Below are 19,144 nucleotides of genomic sequence, written 5' to 3'. Positions count from 1 at the left end.
GACTCAGTGGCTCACTTCAAATGTGTTGCTGGGTGGTCTACAATCTGCGTGGCTGCAAGGGCCACATTTGTCCGAAAATGTAACCGATTTCAAGTAGGGTGCGCAATTCGCTGCTCCGGAGGAGGTTTTTACTTTATGCGCTTTGTGGCTTGCAGAACGATTTCGTTGGTGGTCCTGGGAGTGACGCCGCTGTTGCCGGCGCTTATGTGTGGGGCACAGACGCGCGCAGCGGAACTGCCACCGGCGCAGTTGACCGTAGACACTGCAACGATTGTGACACCTGTTAGCCCGATGCTTTACGGGATGATGACAGAGGAGATCAATCATTCCTATGACGGCGGATTGTATGCGGAGCTGCTGCAGAACCGGACGTTTCGGGCGAGCTGGGAGGGCGTGGAGCACTGGGACCTGGTGCGGCATGGCGACTCGCAGGCGGCGATAGAGATCGATAAGGGCAGCGGTCCGCGCAAGGCACTGCCATACAGCATGAAGCTCACCGTGAGTGCGGCGACGGAGGGTGAACAGGCAGGTCTGGTGAACTCCGGATATTGGGGCGTCGCGTTGAAGCCGCATGCGATATATCGCGGATCGTTTTATGCGAAAGCGGACGATGATTCGGTAGGGCCGGTGCACGCCAGGCTGATCAGCGACAAGACGGGAACAGTGGTGGCGGAGACGACCGTGCCGGTGCATGCCGGCGACTGGTCGCAGTACACGTACACGTTGACGACTGGAGCGATTCCGGTTTCGATGCAGAATCACCTCGAGCTCACGGTGGCGCATCCGGGGACGCTGCGACTACAGCTCGCGTCATTGATGCAGCCGACGTTTCATGACCGTCCGAATGGGAATCGTGCGGACCTGATGGAACGCATGGCAGGGTTGCATCCAACGTTTCTGCGGCTGCCGGGAGGCAACTATCTGGAAGGCGACACGCTGCGCGATTGGTACAACTGGAAGGAGACGATCGGGCCGCTGGTGGATCGGCCTGGACACCAGGCACCGTGGACCTACTGGTCGACGGACGGGCTAGGACTGCTGGAGTTTCTGGAGTGGTGCGAGGACCTGAAGATTGAGCCCGTGCTCGCGGTGTACGCGGGCTATTCGCTGCGACAGCAGCATGTGAATCCGGGCAAGGACCTGGAGCCGTACGTGCAGGCTGCGCTGGATGAGGTGGAATATGTGACCGGCGACACGAGCACCAAGTGGGGAGCGGAGCGCGCGAAGGATGGCCATCCGGCGCCATTTCCGCTGCACTACATCGAGATAGGCAATGAAGACTTCTTTGACCGCTCAGGGAGCTACGATGCGCGGTTTGCGCAGTTTGCGCGTGCGCTTCACAAGAAGTACCCAGAGTACAAACTGATTTCGACGACGCCGGTGAAAGAGTCGAATGCGGACGAGCAGCCGGATGTGCAGGACGATCACTACTACAAGCCGTGGGGCGAGATGCTGGACTTCACGAAGCACTATGACGATGCGCCGCGCACGGGGCCGAAGATATTTGTAGGTGAGTGGGCGACGCTTTCCGGGACTCCAACGCCGAACTTTGGCGGCGCCCTGGCGGATGCGGCCTGGATGACCGCGATGGAGCGAAATAGCGATTTGATCATCATGGCGGCGTATGCTCCGCTGCTCGTCAACGTGAACGGCGGACAATGGGGAACAAACCTGATCGGGTTCAACGGCGTGACCACCTACGTATCGCCTAGTTACTACGCGCAGGCGTTGTTCGCGGGACATTTGGGCGGTGGCACGCCAAAGACCACGATTAGCGGAGGCGGGAAGCGGTTCTACTATTCGGCTTCCGTGGGGTCGAAGGATCATGTGCTGCATTTGAAATTTGTGAACGCTTCGAACGAGGAGCAGCCGCTGACGATCAAGCTGGATGGTGTGAAGGGTGGGCACACGGCGAGGCTATACACGCTGCATGCGGCGAGCTACGAGGCAACGAATACTATCTCCGATCCGGAGTTCATTCATCCGGTGGAGTCGACACTCAAACTTTCGATGGAGACGTGGAAGCACGCGATTCCAGGCCTCACAATCGAGGTGATCGACATCCCGATGGACTGATAAATTGGGTGTGCCGTTCCGGTGGAAGATGCAGATGCGCGCGAAAGCTCGATGGGTCCCTGGTGCGCTGGTGATTGCTCTGCTTGCGGCGGCGGCTGGATTCAGCGTGCAGGCGGTTCGCGCCGGAAGCGAGGCTGATGCTGCGGCCGAGGCCCAGCAGACCTATAGCAAGAAGGTCGCGGCAACCTATAACAAACGGTTTGGAGCGACGGAATATTTTTTGCCGTCGAATGCGGAGAGCGATAACGGAGAGTTCATGGATCCGAAGAGCTTTCCGAGTGCGAAGTACTGCGGGCATTGCCATGAGGAGGCGCACGAGCAATGGCGCGAGTCGGCGCATTCGAACTCGAACCGTCCGCCGTGGTATCTGCGGAATGTACAGCTGATGGATTCTGAGAAGGGTGTTGAGTACTCGCGACACTGCGAAGGGTGTCATGACCCGATCGCGCTGCTGAGCGGAGCGCTCACCGAAGGAGGACCGGGCCGCAAGTGGTATGACGATGAGGGCGTTACGTGCAGCGTGTGCCACTCGATTCAGAAGGTGACGACGCGCGGAACGGGAAGCTATGTGATGGGCACTCCGGCCGCGCTGGTGGACGAGAACGGCAAGCCGGTTACGCGCCCAGTGAGCGATGCTGAGATACTGGCGCACCTGGACCGTCACAGCCAGGCGGTGATGAAGCCTTTCTATCGCACGTCGCAATTTTGCTCGGCGTGCCATGAAGCGGCGCTGCCACGACAACTGAACGATTACAAGTGGCAGAGAGCAATCTCGCTCTATGACGAGTGGCAAGCCTCTTCGTTTGCGAAGCAATCGCCGTTGCCGTTTTACGTAAAGGATTCGGTCTCGACCTGCCAGACGTGCCACATGCCGAGAGAGCCGTTGGAGACGCGCGACCAGGGAGCGAAGCAGGGCAAGCTGGCATCGCATAGATGGCTGGGAGCAAACACGTTAATTCCGCAGTACTACGGCTATGCCGAGCAGGAGCGGAAGACGGTGCAGTTTTTGCAGAACAACGTGCTCAATGTGGACCTGTTTGCGCTGGAACATGGAGATGCGAACGGCGTACCTGACAAAATTGCCGCTCCGCTGGGACTCGTGAATTTCCGTGTTGCTTCGGGCGAGCGAGTGACGCTGGATGTGGTGATTCAGAACAAGGGAATTGCGCATAGCCATGTTCCGGAACAGCGTGATATGTACGAGTCGTGGGTGGATTTCACGGTAACGGATGCGAATGGGAAGGTGCTGTGCGAGAGTGGATTTTTGAAATCGAATGGGGATCTCGATCCACAGGCGCACAGCTTCACGAACCGGCTGATCAACGCGAAGGGCGGTTTGAACGATCTGCACCAGGTGTGGGATACCCGCGTGGTGGCATACAACAACACAATCCAGTCCGGACGGTCGCAGGTGGTGCGATACAGCTTTACGATGCCTTCGGGTGAAACCAATGCAGTAAAGGTGACTGCGACGGTGAAGTATCACCGCTTTGACCAGCACTTCATGGACTTCGGAATGGCCAAGCAGCATTACGAAGAGCCGTTGGTCGATATGGTTTCGACAAGCCGGGTGATTCGCGTAGGAGACAACACTACCGGTGAGCCGGACAGGGCCGCAAACCCGGAGTGGATGCGATGGAATAATTACGGGATCGGCCTGATGGATGCGCAGCAGTATGCGGCCTCGTATGCGGCGTTCAAGCGTGTGGCGGAACTGCGGCCTGATTACGCGGATGCTTATACGAACATGGCCATCGTTGATATCCAGTGGGAGCGTTATAACGACGCGCGTCCCAATCTGGAAAAAGCATTGCAGCTTTCGCCTGGGAATGCGCGGGCACTGTATTACAGGGCTCTGGTGGAGCGGAACGAGGGCAAGCTGAATATGACGGTGGCGGACCTTGAGAGCGTCGTACACGACTATCCAGATTCGCGCGATGCGATGCGTGAGTTGGGCTTCACGTTTTATCAGCAGCACAAGTATCCGCAGGCGCTCAAAGAGTATGAGGCGCTGCAGGCAAACAGCCCGGATGATTTGGCGGCGCACTACAATCTGGCGATTCTGTACCGACGGCTGGGGATGAAGGACAAGGCGGCACGCGAGGCGGCTACGTTTGCGGACCAGAAGGATGATCCGACGGCGAATACGTATGCGTTGGAGTTCTTGAGGAACCATACAGAGCTAGCGAATGAGAGCGTACCGTGGCATACGCATGAGCTGGACATAGAGCCGCTGCCGGCCGAGGGTGCGGCGCACTCACGATGAGATTTGACTGGGGCCAAATTCTGGCGGGCAAGGTGGGTACCGCCGGATGGTGGCGCGTGCCGGCCGGTCACGCCTTGTTGGCGGGGTCGCTGGCGATGGCTGTGCTGGGCGCATGGGTACCGGTGCAGACGGTGCACGCTTTCTCGCGCAAGGACCGTGCGAAAGCGGAGGTTCTATTCCGGGAGAAGGGATGCGAGCATTGCCACGGCGTTGACGGTGTGGGAACAGAGCGCGCACCGAGCCTGAGTACTGTGGGAAAGCATCTTTCCAAGGCTCAGATTGAGCAGCAGATCAAGGCGGGCGGTAAACAAATGCCGGCGTTCGGTGATGTGCTCAGCCCAGAGGAGACGAAAGAGCTTGTAGATTATCTTGTGCACAAGAAAAAGCCGGCTAAGGAAGCACCGAGGACGAGCTGATGCGCGAGAGCAACGCGAGGCAGAATTTCAGACGATGTCGCGGAGACCGTGTGGTGGTGGGACTATGTGCACTTCTGCTTTTCAGTGCAGCCACGGTGTTTGCGCAACAGCCGCATGCATATGCGCTCCAGGGAGACTATTGGTTTACGCACGATCCTTCGATCGCGAAGGACGGCGGAACGTACTATATCTTCGCCACCGGAAAGGCGCCGGGAGGCGGGCAATTGCCGGTGCGCTGCTCAGAGGACCTGGTGCACTGGCGGATGTGCGGGCATGTGTTCGACGAGATTCCGCAGTGGATTCAGCAGCGGAGCCCGGGGACGAAGGAACTGTGGGCACCGGACATCTCGCACACGCACGGTGAATACCGGTTGTATTATGCGTACTCGCTGTTTGGGAGAAACCTTTCGGGGATTGCTTTGGCTGTGAACAAGACGCTGGACCCTAAGAGCCCGGACTACAAATGGGTGGACAAAGGGTTGGTGCTGGAGTCGAAGGAGAGTGACGACTTCAACGCGATCGATCCGAACTATGTTGAAGATACGAAGCATCACGCGTGGCTGTCGTTCGGCAGCTTCTGGACCGGAATCAAGATGCGCGCCTTGAATGCGGACACGGGGATGGCTTCTGACAAGGACAAGAAGCTTTATTCGCTGGCCAGCCGCGTAAAACCGGAACATCCTGCGCCGCAGAAGTTTGATCCCGAGCATCCGACGCTCCCTCCGGACTGGGAGGCGATCGAAGCGCCGTTCATTGTGCCGCACGGAGGCTATTACTATCTTTTCGTCTCGTTCGATCTGTGCTGCCGGGGAACGAGAAGCACCTACCGGACGATGGTGGGGCGCTCACGGGAGATCACGGGACCGTACTTGGACAAGGATGGAACGCCGATGCTGAAAGGTGGTGGCTCGCTTCTGCTGGGGCCGAACCGGCGGTGGCTCGGGCCTGGCGGGGAGTCGATTCTGCACCAGGAGGATGGGAGCGATCTGATCGTCTTTCACGCGTATGATGCGGTGACGGGAAGGCCGGCGCTGCAGATTTCCACGATCGTCTGGCATGAGGGATGGCCGGAAGCGGCGTTGGGCGATGACACAGAATAGACTCGAACGACTGAGGTACGTGCCTGCAAACTCAGGAGCACGACAGCTTAGATGAACATCACTGCAGTGGCGAAGAGAGCTGGCGTTTCCACAGCGACGGTGTCGCGCGTGATGAATGGAACCGCCAACGTGAGCCCGGAGACGGCGGAGCGCGTGCGCGATGCGGTGGAGGCCCTGGATTTTTATCCGGACGTCAACGCGCGTGCGCTGGGTTCGGGACGGAGCGGCTTGTATGGTCTGATTATCTCCGACATCACGAACCCGTACTTTCCTGAATTGGTGAAGGCCTTTGAAGATATCGCGGTAGAGCATGGGCAGGATGTGCTGATCGCGAACACAGACTATGACCCGAAGCGGATGGAGATGTGCGTGGTCCGCATGCTGCAACGCAAGGTGGACGGCGTCGCGATCATGACCTCGGAGATGGAAGACCGGCTGATCCGCACTCTGGGCCAACGGCAGATTCCGACAATCTTCATGGATACGACGACCACAGGTCGTGGGGCGAGTACCGTGAATGTCGACTACACCGGCGGAGTCATGGAGGCCATGAGATACCTGTTTGAGCTGGGGCATAAGGAGATTGCTTTTATTAGCGGACCGCTCGCCCTGGGGTCGGCGCGCGCCCGGGCAGAGGCCTTTCAGGCGGCGTTGCGAGAGCACGGCGTGAAAATGCGCCCGGAATGGATGCAGGAAGGGGACCATCGCGTGGAGGGTGGCCATCATGCGATGAAGCGGATTCTGGATTCGGGGATCCTGCCGACGGCGGTGCTCGGGTCAAACGATCTAACGGCGATCGGAGCGATGGGGGCGATTCACGAGAGAGGATTGGACATACCAGGCGACATCTCGGTGATCGGCTTCGATGACATCGAGCTGAGTGCGTATACGCTGCCGTCGCTGACGACGCTTCGTGTTCCGCGGCGCGAGATGGCATCGACCGCGTTTCGTTCGCTCTTTCGCGGACGCGAAGCGTCTCCTGCAAAACGCGTCCGCCAGCGGACGCATGTGATCACGACGAAGCTGGTGGTGCGAGGATCGACAGGACCGGCACCAGCGAATCGCAAAGGCGGCTCGCAGATCTGAGCCTGAGAAAGAGCGTTAACCAGCGAAAAGACGATCGCTGCATGTAACCGATTGCAAGCGGATGCGGGAGTCGGGCATGCTGGACGACGGTAAAAGGAGTTGAAGTGAAGAGACTTTGGATTGTCGGGTTGGCCCTCGCGCTGTCGACTGCGGGGATTGCTCAGGATGCAGCGGGGCGATGGCCGGAGTCGAAGGCCAATGCCTGGTATGCAAAACAGCCGTGGCTGGTGGGTGCGAACTTCGTGCCGTCGGATGCGATCAATCAACTGGAGATGTTCCAGGCGGCGACGTTTGATCCTGCGCAGAACGATCGCGAGTTGGGATGGGCAGAGTCAATCGGCATGAACACGATGCGAGTGTTTCTGCAGGACCAGTTATGGGAACAGGATCCGGAGGGGTTCAAGCATCGGCTGGATGTGTTCCTCGGGATCGCGGCAAAGCATCACATCCGGCCGCTGTTGGTGCTGTTTGATTCATGCTGGGAGACCGACCCGCATCTCGGGCCTCAGCATCCGCCGATACCGGGGGTGCACAATTCGGGATGGGTGCAGAGCCCTGGAAAGAAGCGGCTGCTGGATCCGGCGGTTGAGCCGCAGTTGAAGGCGTACGTGGAAGGTGTGGTCGGAGCGTTTGCCAACGATGACCGTGTGCTCGGGTGGGATGTGTGGAATGAGCCCGACAACCGCGGCCTTGACAGTGAAGAGGATGTTGCAGCGAAGGTGAAGCGTGTGGATGATCTGCTGCCTAAAGCGTTCGCGTGGGCGCGCGCCATGCGTCCTTCGCAACCGCTTACGAGCGGAGTGTGGAGAGGGGACTGGGTCGACCCGAACAAGGAGAGCGAGACGACGAAGATTCAACTGGCGGAGTCGGATGTGATCTCGTTTCATAACTACGACTGGCCAGAGATATTCGAGGCGAGGGTAAAAGAGCTCGAGCGATATCATCGGCCGCTGATCTGCACGGAATACATGGCGCGCGGGAATGGCAGCACCTTTGACACTGTGCTTCCGGTTGCTAAGCGTTATCGCGTCGCGGCGATTAACTGGGGGCTGGTTGCGGGAAAGACGCAGACGTATCTTCCCTGGGACTCCTGGCAGCGGCCGTACGTGACAGTTCAGCCGCCGATCTGGTTCCATGATGTGTTCCATCCGGATGGAACGCCGTACAGAGAGCGTGAGGTCGATCTGATTCGAGAGTTGACCGGACGTGGAACACCGGAGCCGAAGGAGGCAGCGGCGGCGCAGTGAAGGGCAAATCTTTGGCGTGCACAGGCCCGGAGCAGCAACGAGGGTCGGGAGGGCGCAAGCTTCTTCTGTCGGCTTGTGTCGGAGCCGGGTTGATGTTTGGGTCCATTGCCGGTCACGCACAGAGTTCTTCCTCGACTGCACCTCCGCCAGCGACGCCGGGCAAGTTTGTGGACGTGACCGCAGCGAAAGGTGTGAACTTTACTGCCGTTGCTTCGCATACGAGCCACAAGTATCTGCTCGAAACGATGGGGTCTGGAGTCGCGCTCTTTGATTACGACAACGACGGCCGCCTGGATCTGTTCTTCGTGAACGGAGCGCCTCTGGATGATCCCATGCAGAAAGGAGCGGTTCCGCAGAAGCGATCACCAAAGGATTGGAACCGGCTGTATCACCAGCGCAAGGACGGAACATTCGAGGACGTTACGGAGAAGGCAGGCCTGAAGGGCACTGGGTATGACATGGGAGTCGCCGTGGGTGACTACGACAACGATGGGAATGAGGATCTGTATGTCACGGGGTACGGCGGGAATCATCTGTATCACAACAATGGCGACGGAACCTTCACGGACGTCACAGAACGGTCGGGCACTGGAGGCGATCACACGCCCGGAAAGGCTTGGTATACAAGCGCCGCGTGGGTGGATCTGGACAACGATGGGCTGCTCGATCTGGTGGTGCTGCGGTATGTGAAGTGGGACTTTGATGACGTTTGGTGCGGCGAGCATCGGGAAGGCTATCGGGCGTACTGCCACCCGGACCTGTTCCCGGCGATTGCGCCGGTCGTCTATCACAACAACGGCGATGGCACCTTTACCGATGTGACGACGAAGGTTGGGATGGCGATTCCTGGAAAAGGATTAGGCATTGCGATTGCCGACTATGACCGGGACGGGAAGATCGACATCGCGGTTGCGAACGACTCGATGCCCGAGTTTCTGTTTCACAACAAGGGCGACGGCACCTTCGAGGAGACGGGGTTTACGGCGGAGATAGCCGTAGATGGCGAAGGCAGAACTTATGCAGGGATGGGCATTGCCTTTCAGGACTTCAATAACGACGGCTGGCCTGACCTTGCCATCACGAACCTCGCGAACCAGAAGTATGCGTTGTATCGCAACAGCGGGGATGGGTCGTTCACCTACGACACCTATGCAACAAGCCTCGCATCGATGACCCTGTTGCATTCCGGGTGGGGAATTTTCTTTCTGGATTATGACAACGACGGCTACAAGGATCTGCTGGTGACGCAGGGTCATGACCTGGATACGGTTGAACTGAACTATCCGCAAGTGCACTACAAAGAACCGATGTTGCTGGCCAGAAACATGGGCAATGGGACGTTTGTCGATGTGTCGGCGGAGTCCGGCGATGTGTTCAAGCAGCGCTGGGTGGGAAGGGGAATGGCTGTCGGGGATTTTGATAACGATGGCTTGCTCGATGCCGTCGTGACGACGAACGGCGGGCCAGCGTATCTTTTGCGCAATGAGACCCCCACGTCGAACCATTGGCTATCGCTACTGCTGGTGGGACACAAGAGCAACCGGGATGCGATTGGAGCTGTGGTCAAGGTAACGACTGCGCATGGCGACCAGTACTGGACGGTATCGACGACAGGAAGCTATCTCTCCTCTAACGACAAGCGGGCGCACTTTGGGCTGGGGGCGGATACGATGGCACGAAGCATCGAGATCGCATGGCCGAGCGGGATTCACCAGACCTTGACGAATGTGGCGGGCGATCGTGTTGTCCGCATTGACGAGCCGAATTCCTCACAGGCGGCAGCAGCGAAGTGAATCTTTTGCGATGGACGGGGATGTTGGCGTCGATTGCGATCCTGACTCTCGGGAATTCATTGTTGTGCGCTCAGCAACCGGTGTTGTCCGATCCGCCCCCGGCCGCATCCGTGGATGCCGGGACGCTGGCGCAGGTGCAGGCGCTGCTCGACGCGGGTAAGTTTCACGAGGCCGAGGGAGCACTAAGGGTCTACCTGAGAGACAACGACCGTTCTGCGGCCGGCCACGCAATGCTGGCTTACGCGTTGCTGCGGGAGAACAGGCCCGCGGACTCTCTAAAGGAGTACACACGAGCCGCGGAGATTGAGAAACCTTCGGCGCAGATGCTGGAGCGTGTGGGACAGGACTACGTGTTGCTGGCCGATTGGCCGGAGGCGGACAAGTGGACACTACGCGCGGTACAGATGGATCCCACGAATGCCGATGCGTGGTACAGCCTGGGGCGCATACGGTATAGCGAGCAGCGATTCAGCGACGCACTGTCTTGCTTTCAGCGGGCACTGAAGCTCGCACCGAAGAGCGTGAAGGCGGAGAACAACCTGGGCCTGACATACGAGGCTCTGAACCAGACGGACGCGGCGGTGGAGGCGTATCGGCAGGCGATAGAGTGGCAGGATCAAGGGCCGCGCGAACAGCTAAGCGAAGAGCCGCTGCTGAACCTGGGGATTGTGTTGCTGCACAAGGGGGATCTCGCCGGAGCGCAGCCTCTTCTTACGCAGGCTGCGGCTCTGGCACCCAAAGATTCACGAATCCGCGAACATCTGGGTCAGCTTTACATGCAAAAGGCCGACTATGCAGCGGCGGAACATGAGCTGCAGCAAGCTTGCGAGCTTGATCCGAAGAACTCCAGCCTGCACTTTCTTCTCGGCCAGGCATATCGGCATCTGGGAAAGCTGGAGGAGGCCAAGGCGGAGTTTACTCTTTCGGCACGACTCGCCAATCCCTCCGTCCAATGAGCGAGTTTGATGTCATCCATTAGGTGGATATGAAACTGAACCTTTTGTCACTTTCCTGTTGACACGAGCCACTGGGGAAGTTAGCGTTTTGGACGGAAGAAACCGATTACAAAGCCGCATGTAACCGCTTGCAACAGAGCCGAAAAATCGACCAGGCCATAGTTCTACAGTTCCTTTTTGGAGAGCCTGCATGTCAACGCCATTCGCTAAGCGCCTCTTCTTCGCTGTATGGTTTTTCCTTCTGACAATTTGCGTCGCAGTCCCGGCCCTTGCCCAGTCCGTGCGCGGCGCCATCAGCGGAAGCGTAACCGACCCGACCGGAGCCCTGATCCCGAATGCGACGGTTACGGCTACGAACCAGGGGACGGGCGGAAAGAACATTACCCATTCGACGGGCGCAGGCGTCTTTCACTTTCCTGATCTGCCCATCGGTACATACACCGTGACGGCGACGGCGCCAGGCTTTGCGACGAAGACCAGCACCGGGGTTCTGGTCCAGGTCAACAGCACAACTCCTCTGAACATCTCGCTCGCCTCGGGATCGGTAAGTGACGTGATTACGGTCGACGCCAGCGGCAATCTGCTGCAGACCGAAAGCTCGGATATAAGCGGGGTCGTATCGAATAGGCAGATTGAGGATCTTCCGCTTTCGCTTGCATCGGGTGTCGGCGGACTGCGTTCGCCAGAGACGTTCGTCTTTCTGCTGCCCGGTACGACCGGACCCGGGAGTGGTACTTCGGGAAACACGGGGAACGGTGTCTTTTTCTCCAGGCTTAGCGGCGGCCAAGCCTATGGCGCCGAGGTGTTGCTGGACGGCGCCAGCATTCAGCGCAGTGAAAACGGCTCGTCCTTTGATGAGACCTCGCCGTCGATCGAGGCGCTGCAGGAGTTCAAAGTTACAACGTCGACTCCGTCAGCGGAGTTTGGTCGTACGACCTCAGGTATCGAGAGCTTTTCGACGAAGTCCGGAACGAACGATTTTCACGGTATTGGGTATGCGATCGTGAAGAACCGCGTCTTCGATGCCAACAACTGGTTCAACAACGGATATAAAGCAGAAAACTGCGTGGGCGTGTCCGAGATTCAGTGCAATTACAGTAAGCCGCAGGACAGCAAATTCGATTATGGCGGGATATTCGATGGTCCTGTCTGGATTCCTAAGCTCTACAACGGAAGGAACCGCACGTTCTTTCTCTTTGCGTGGGAGAAGTACCAGCTGCACCTCGGCAGCGTGATCCAATCCACCTTGCCAACCGCGGCAGAGCGGAACGGCAATTTCAGCGATATCCTTGGCCCCGCGTCTTCTCCTGTACCAGGCAATTCGCCGTACCCGGGTATCAGCTATGACGTTCTGCTGAATCCGTGCACGGGTCAGCCTGTTCTCTACAACCAGATCTTCGATCCGCGCACGTCACAGCAGATCAGCCCAGGAGTCTTCTGCCGACTGCCGTTCTCGGGTAATCAGATTCCGACCTCATTGTTCAGCGCCGCGGCACAGAAACTGATTCAGGGACTTCCCCTGCCGAACCAGGCACCCACGAGCACGGATCAGTTCGGTTACGTCAACAATTACTCGTATTCTGCGGTCGCGCCGAACACAAATACTACGTATACGGTCCGCATCGATCAGAACTTGGGGGACAAGAGCAAGATCTTTGGAAGCTACAGCACGCGGCAGAACTTCAAGCTTACGGCCGCTCCCGATATGCCTGAGCCGTTCAATAACTCGGGGTATATCCAGACTTTCACGACTCATTACACCCGGGTGGGCTGGGACTTCACCTTTACACCGACTCTGTTGAACCATCTCAATCTCGGTTACAACCGGACCAACAGCGTCAATCTTGGTAACAACCTGAACTCCAGCCTGACTGCCACCTCGGCGGGCGTGGCAAACGATCACTCGGTCTTCTATCCACTGCTCATTTTTCCAAGCCCGGATGCTCCTTCAACGCTTGGACAACAGCAGAACGGGGACAATATCGACAACGGATCGCGCGTAGAAGACAGCGTGAGCTGGGAAAAGGGCCGGCAGAGCTTCAAGTTTGGCGTTGATTTCCGCTACCAGCAGTACTCGGTCATCCAGTACAACGTTGACACGCTGAACTTCTATCGCGACCAGACGGCGGGCGTGAGCAACTCCTGCTGCGGATCGGGAAATCCGTTCGCGAGCTTCCTGCTGGGAGAAGTGGGGAACGGCAGTCAGAATGTTTATAACGACAATCCTCGCTGGAACTCTCATTACATCGGCGTCTTTGTCGAGGACGATATCAAGTTCAGCAGCAACCTGACGGTAAATGTGGGGCTGCGCTACGACATCGATGCGCCTCGTCATGAAGCGCTCAATCGGACATCCGACTTCAGCTTGACGGCGCCGGACGCAGCCGCGGGCGGCTTGCCCGGTGCGCTCGTCTTCGGTACCACCTGCAACTGCAACACGGCATGGGCCAACACCTGGTATAAGGACATCGCACCTCGTTTAGGGTTTGCTTACGTCCTTCCCGGCACAAACAACAAGGCAGTCCTTCGTGGCGGCGGGGCAATCCTCTACGGCCCACTGCAGTACAACGATTTCGGCGGGTCGATGTCGCTGGGTTACAACCAGTCGCGCGACTTCTTCCTTGGCCAGACGGCGACAACCGGCGGCGCATTCACCCCCGCTTTTCGTCTGGACTCCAGCTCGGCGGCTGACCCAACCAACTCAACGGTTGGCTATCCAAATGTGAGCTTCGCTCCGAACCTCGACCCGACTCAACTTACGGCTCCGAATGGACCGGGTAGCTTCGACGCGGTTGGCGGAGAACTGATCCTGCCCGGAGACGGGCGCCCCTCGATGACCAGCAACTGGAGTCTCCAGATTCAGGACGAACTCGCGAAGGACTTGATTTTCACCATGGGCTATATCGGCCAGGTGGCACAGAATCTTCGTTCCGGCTTCCTCTCCAACTTCAACAATATCGATCCCAAGTATTTCAGTCTGGGTGACAAGCTGAATAACGCGGCCTACTTGATCCCGCTTGGAGGTTCGAACTCCGGGGTAAACGCGCCTTACTCGACCTTCACGGGCGCGCTGGGACAGGCACTTCGTCCATTCCCGCAATATGACTACATTGCTGACGACTGCTGTCTTGAGAACCTGGGGCACTCGTCCTATAACGCGATGCTCGTCTCGCTGGCGCGCCGATTCCGCAATGGGCTGAATCTGCAAGCTTCTTACACGTGGTCGAAGACCCTCACGGACGCCGATTCGGCGATCCCCTTCAGCTACACAAGCAACAATCAGCGTGAACAGGCGGCGAACTCCACCAACCTGAAGCAGGACAAAGCAGTCAGCGTTCAGGACCTGACCAATCAGTTCTCTCTCAGCTATCTCTATCAGCTTCCATTCGGCAAAGGCCGGCATTGGTTGAATAACAGCCGCGGGTTGGATTTGCTCATCGGCGGTTGGCAGGTGGGCGCGATCCAGCGATACTCCAGCGGTCAGCCGATAGATTTCGGTTGTGCGAGTGGAATACCGTATTACCAGAACTGTATTACGTACACAGCCGGGCCGGCTTCTTATAACGCCACGAGCTTTGCGAGTGCGGCCTACCAGGCCAACAAGAACGGTCCAAGCACCTTCAACCATCAAACATGGTTCAAGCCTGCGTACCGTGCTCCCGGCACAAACGGAGCAGGTGATCCCGGCGTTCCGATATCCCAGGCTGCGTTTGTGGATCAGAACCGGGAAGGGCTGAATTGGCCTCGGGCAATATCTCCCGGTTGCGGAACTGCTGCTCAGCCGTGCTCGTTTGCTCCGTTTTCATTCGGAAACATCGTGCGCGTAACCGAAGCAATCACCGGTCCAATGTACAAGGCGGAAGACGTCAGCTTGCTGAAGGACTTCCACCTCACCGAGCGAGTCCAGTTCGAGTTGAAGGGCGAGGCGTTTGACGTATTCAATCGTCACCGCATGGGCTTGCCGGATCTTCAACCGGCCGACTCGTCCAACAACGTGAACGGCTTCGGTATTCCGACGGGCACCGACTATGGACCTCGCAATATGCAGGTCACCGGAAGGATTACCTTCTGACCCAAACAAGCAGGGACCTCCTGTGCCATCACTGAATGCAAAGCCAAGAAGAGGGAGCCTCGAGCTCCCTCTTTCGGTTTGGCAGCGGTGTAACCTCAAGCACATTATGAACTGCACCTGTTGTGCTCTGACGTTCTTCCTGATGCCCGTGCTCGCGATGGCGCCGAGTAGGGGTGAAGCGCAAACGACTGCACAGCCAAATGCGCTAAAACACCAACTCCAGGCAGGTGCGGAGGCACTGCAGAGGGGGGATGTGGCTGCTGCGGAGTCGGACTTTCAGCAGGCCATTGCCGCGGCTCCTACGCTTGCCGACGGATATCTTGGACTTGGCATGGCTCGGTTACGAGAGGGGAAACCAGAGGATGCCAGCCGTGCGCTGGAACATGCGGGCAAACTCAATCCGCAGCTTCCCGGAGTCCATCTTTTTCTCGGAATCGCAGAGTATCAACTGGGCAAGCCGGAGGAGGCATTGCAATCCCTGCAGACGGAGCTTGGGCTGGAGCCCAGCAATCTTGAAGCGCTAATCTGGCAGGGAATTATCCAACTGAACATGGGCCATCCGGAGGAGGCGGTCTCGGCGCTCGACCAAGCGGTTGCGCTCGATCCCAAGAGCCCGGAGGCTTTGTACTACTCTGTGCGGGCGCATCGTCTGGTGGCCGAGGCTGATTATAAGAAGCTGTACGCACTTGATCCTGATTCGAGCTTCGCGCATCGTGCTCTGGCGGAGACCTTTGCCGATGCGCAACAGCCAGAGAAGGCTATCGAGGAATATGAGGCGGCGATTCGCAAGGACCCGAAGGATCCCGATCTTTATGAATCGCTCGGAGAAGAGAATCAGAAGATCGGCCGTCTGGAACCCGCCACAAAGGCGTACGAACAGGAACTCGAGCTGCATCCCAACAGCGCCATCGCTTTGTACAACCTCGGCATGATTCAGGTTAAGACCGGGCGAGCAGCGACGGGTGTGCCACTGTTGCGCCGCGCTGTGGAAGCGCATGCCATGCCCGCTCCCACAGACTTCTATCTGGGGTTGGGGCTTGCCGAACTCGGGCAGAATGAGGAGGCGGCTCATTGGCTGGAGCTTGCTTTGCAGAGCTCTCCATCCCCATTCATCGAACAGAGCACTTACTATCAGTTGGCTCGCGTCTATCAAAAATTGAACAGGAAGGCAGATGCAGACCGTGCGCTCGATCAACTAAAGAAACTCAAGGCGAAGGCCGCCGAAAACATGACCGGAGCGCATGAGACAGTGAGTGAGGAGACCTCGCCTCGATAAAGGCGACGATCACGTAGGTCATATGATTGGTTCTTCCGTGATTCGAAGTGAACAGCGTGGCGTAAGGTTGTGCTTCTTGCTATTGGCCTTCGCGCTAGCTGCGCCCGCATGGCATGGAGTCGCTCAGGATTACGAGACAGACAGTTCCGGAGTTCTTCGTCAGGCCAGGCTGCTGGTGGCAAAGCATCAGCCGGAAGAGGCGGCGCGTGTTTTGGACTCCTTTCTTTCGACGCACGCGGAGGATGCCGATGCCTTGACGCTGCTCGCGCAGATACATGTAGAGCAAGGAGACCGTTCGACGGCGAAGGAGCTTCTGACGAAAGCACTGGCAGCGAGTCCCAATTCTCCCGCTGCGAATATTACGCTCGGCAAGCTGATGCTCGAACAACATCGCGATCCTGAGGCGATGGATCGGTTCGAGACAGTGCTGGACATCGATTTGAGAGACAGAGAGGCGCGGCAGGGTGAGTTGTCTGCGGCCACAGAGCTCGCGATGTCTGCAAGACGGGACAACCATCAAGATGCTGCGCTGAAGGTGTTGGAACACGCACGCAGCAAACTCCCGGACGACCCAAAGCTGCTGCTTGATCTCGGTATTCAGGCGACAGAGATGGGCTTGCTGCCCGAGGCATCCGACTCGTTACAAGCCGCCCGAAAGCTGGATCCGAGTGACCCGGACATCGTGTATGCACTCGGCCGCCTGGAGATGCAGGAGCAGCATCTGCAGGCTGCCGAGACAGATCTTCGTGCCTATCTCGCGAAGCGTCCCGAGGATGCGTCGGCGCACTTCGGTCTGGGAAAGGTGATGGAGGCAGGCCAACGAACTGCGGAGGCAAAAGCGGAGTTCGAGCGCTCGATTCAACTCCAGCCGGCGCAGACGGAGTCTTACTACGAGCTGGGACAGATTGAGCTCGAAGTACAGCATGATGCGCAGGCCGCGCCGCTCTTCGAGAAGGTGCTCGCACGCGATGCTGACCACGGAGGCGCATTGACCGGGATGGGGATCATCGCTTTTCGCGGCAAGAACTACGCGCAGGCTGATCAATATCTTGCCCACGCGGAGAAGGCCGCCCCAAACTACCAGCCGGCGCACTACTATCGCGGATTGGCGTTGGCCCGGCTCGGACAGAAGGATGAGTCGCAGCGTGAACTGCAAACCGCCGCTGCGATGGACCGTGAGCAGCAGGGTGCGCCCGGCGCTCTGAATGGAGTTTCAGAAAACGGGAAGAAAGATGCACCTCCGAGATAGCCTACGGAGTTCCGGCGGTTAGCGAGAACTCCGTGAAGTGAGCCGGCGACGCCCCAGCGTTCACAAGTCCGACTCGCAAACCCTGGTCCCACGGCAACAGTTCGGTGACGCTCAACACAGGACCTGCCGCTATCCAGTGCTTATGGTCGAGGCTGTAACTAAAGCTCGTATTCGATAGACCGGCCGAAGCGGAGCGAAACCAGACTGCCGCTGAACTCGGAATTTCGGACTTCCAAAGCACCTGGCGGCCTTGATCGCGCAGCTCCCAGAGTTCGAGATGATCTCCTTGCCGATTCAACACGATCTGGTTGTGTGAGCCGCCGATAACTCCCAGACCTCCCGCATCTCTGACACCGGCCACGGCGGTATAGATGGGAGCCACAAGCGAACGGGCGATGAAGACCGGCGTGCTGTCACCTGATGGTTCAAGCGTGAGCGAGCCGTGACTAAGCTGCCATTGCGGGATCCTGCGAACCGGCCATTGCCAGCCTGCGTCCAGACGGGGCTTGCTGAAGTTATCCGTGAATGCTGGCTGTTTCGTGCTGGCGTCAGCGCCTCCCCCGCTTGGCCCGGCGCCGCCGTTGATGATGGGCCATCCATCGCTGGACCATGCGATCCGGTCAAGCACCGATTCGCGCCCGAGATACACCGTCCCTGCAGCAGGATAGGCGTGATAAATGAAATAGTCCTGGCCTGATGGTGTTTCAACAGCCGTTCCATGACCCGGGCATTTCCAGTTGGCGTTGGGACGAATAATCGGATTCGCAGGATCTTTCGTCCACGGCCCGAGCAGATGCTCGGCACGCGCAACGCCTTCAGCATAACGGCATGCGGTTCCGCAGCAAGCGTTGCCGGCATAGAAGAGATAGAAGTATTTCCCACGCCGCAGGATGTAGGGCGCTTCTACAACGCCCCCCTCCCAGGTTGAGCGATCGTTGACGATAAGCTGCGTTGGGATTCCGGTGAGGTGAATGAGGTCATCCGTGAGCGGTTGGGCCCAGATGGGAGTGGGTTTTCCGATGGAATTTCCATCTTCCTTCCAGATAAGGAAGGGGCGACCCTGTTCGTCCCGCGTCATGGCCGGATCGAGAGAGCCGTCCGATTGGCAGACAAGCGGACCACGATCGGTGTAGGGCCCATCCGGACGGGGAGCTGTTGACACGCCTACACAAAGAGGGCCGCCGCGTTTACGGCCGACGTAGTAAACCAGGATGTGACCGCGGTCGTTTACAAGCTCTGGTGCCCAGAAGCTGCCGCCGGCCCAGGCGGGTGGCTCAGGGAAGATCGCGCCGGAGGCCGTCCAGTGATGGAGATCGCTGGAGTGAAACAGCGGAAATTCGGGAGCCCAGTCACCCGAGGTGCTGGCTGTCCAGTAGGTACTTCCAACGCGAATGATTGTTGGGTCAGGGTGATCACCGGGGATGATCGGGTTGCTTGACGTTGTTTGAGCGTGCGCGGCAACGCCAGGCAGGATGCCGAAGAGGCCCATCAAAAGGAGGCACGATGCGATGGCAGAGGAGAGATATTTCACAATATCGGCTCGACGTGAAAGCGGTCGCTCATGGCTGTTAATGATAGCCCGCCATTGTTCACGCCCTTTACAGGGA

The 19,144-nt window shown here is 58.3% G+C and carries 12 protein-coding genes; 11 read left to right on the top strand and 1 reads right to left on the bottom strand.

Annotated elements, in window-relative coordinates; translation table 11 throughout:
* The first annotated feature begins 135 nt into the window (after positions 1-135).
* The 11 genes from VGU25_06395 to VGU25_06345 all read left to right on the top strand — a co-directional run bounded on the left by VGU25_06395 (position 136) and on the right by VGU25_06345 (position 17,537).
* Complete coding sequence (locus VGU25_06395; protein ID HEV2576821.1) at positions 136-2,076, top strand: alpha-L-arabinofuranosidase C-terminal domain-containing protein; 1,941 nt, start codon at positions 136-138, stop codon at positions 2,074-2,076.
* 34 nt (positions 2,077-2,110) lie between these two features.
* Positions 2,111-4,342: a multiheme c-type cytochrome gene (locus VGU25_06390; GenBank protein HEV2576820.1), complete on the top strand. Its 2,232-nt coding sequence runs from the start codon at positions 2,111-2,113 to the stop codon at positions 4,340-4,342.
* Complete coding sequence (locus tag VGU25_06385) at positions 4,339-4,758, top strand: cytochrome c (GenBank protein HEV2576819.1); 420 nt, start codon at positions 4,339-4,341, stop codon at positions 4,756-4,758. Before VGU25_06390 ends, VGU25_06385 begins: the two co-directional genes overlap by 4 nt.
* Positions 4,759-4,811: 53 nt before the next feature.
* The gene (locus VGU25_06380) at positions 4,812-5,858 is read left to right on the top strand and encodes an arabinan endo-1,5-alpha-L-arabinosidase (GenBank protein ID HEV2576818.1); all 1,047 of its coding nucleotides are present in this window, start codon (positions 4,812-4,814) and stop codon (positions 5,856-5,858) included.
* Between the two features lie 51 nt (positions 5,859-5,909).
* A complete protein-coding gene (locus VGU25_06375) occupies positions 5,910-6,944 on the top strand; it encodes a LacI family DNA-binding transcriptional regulator (protein ID HEV2576817.1) in 1,035 nt (344 codons plus the stop codon).
* A gap of 104 nt (positions 6,945-7,048) precedes the next feature.
* The gene (locus VGU25_06370) at positions 7,049-8,191 is read left to right on the top strand and encodes a 1,4-beta-xylanase (GenBank protein ID HEV2576816.1); all 1,143 of its coding nucleotides are present in this window, start codon (positions 7,049-7,051) and stop codon (positions 8,189-8,191) included.
* 92 nt (positions 8,192-8,283) lie between these two features.
* The gene (locus VGU25_06365; protein ID HEV2576815.1) at positions 8,284-9,984 is read left to right on the top strand and encodes a CRTAC1 family protein; all 1,701 of its coding nucleotides are present in this window, start codon (positions 8,284-8,286) and stop codon (positions 9,982-9,984) included.
* Positions 9,981-10,940, top strand: coding sequence for a tetratricopeptide repeat protein (locus VGU25_06360; protein ID HEV2576814.1), 960 nt, complete (start codon positions 9,981-9,983; stop codon positions 10,938-10,940). Before VGU25_06365 ends, VGU25_06360 begins: the two co-directional genes overlap by 4 nt.
* Before the next feature lie 190 nt (positions 10,941-11,130).
* Positions 11,131-15,012 carry a TonB-dependent receptor gene (locus VGU25_06355; protein HEV2576813.1) on the top strand — a complete coding sequence of 1,294 codons (3,882 nt, stop codon included), beginning with the start codon at positions 11,131-11,133 and terminating at the stop codon, positions 15,010-15,012.
* A gap of 106 nt (positions 15,013-15,118) precedes the next feature.
* Complete coding sequence (locus VGU25_06350) at positions 15,119-16,288, top strand: tetratricopeptide repeat protein (GenBank protein ID HEV2576812.1); 1,170 nt, start codon at positions 15,119-15,121, stop codon at positions 16,286-16,288.
* A gap of 82 nt (positions 16,289-16,370) precedes the next feature.
* The gene (locus VGU25_06345; GenBank protein ID HEV2576811.1) at positions 16,371-17,537 is read left to right on the top strand and encodes a tetratricopeptide repeat protein; all 1,167 of its coding nucleotides are present in this window, start codon (positions 16,371-16,373) and stop codon (positions 17,535-17,537) included.
* Between the two features lies 1 nt (position 17,538).
* Here the strand turns inward: VGU25_06345 and VGU25_06340 are convergent, their stop codons facing one another.
* Positions 17,539-19,068 (bottom strand): family 43 glycosylhydrolase, encoded by a 1,530-nt coding sequence (locus tag VGU25_06340; protein HEV2576810.1) that lies wholly within the window; start codon positions 19,066-19,068, stop codon positions 17,539-17,541.
* Positions 19,069-19,144 lie beyond the last annotated feature (76 nt).

Source organism: Acidobacteriaceae bacterium, from assembly GCA_035944135.1.
GTDB lineage: Bacteria > Acidobacteriota > Terriglobia > Terriglobales > Acidobacteriaceae > Granulicella.
Note: the sequence above shows the minus strand (reverse complement) of the source record. Positions and strands in the feature narration are given on the sequence as shown.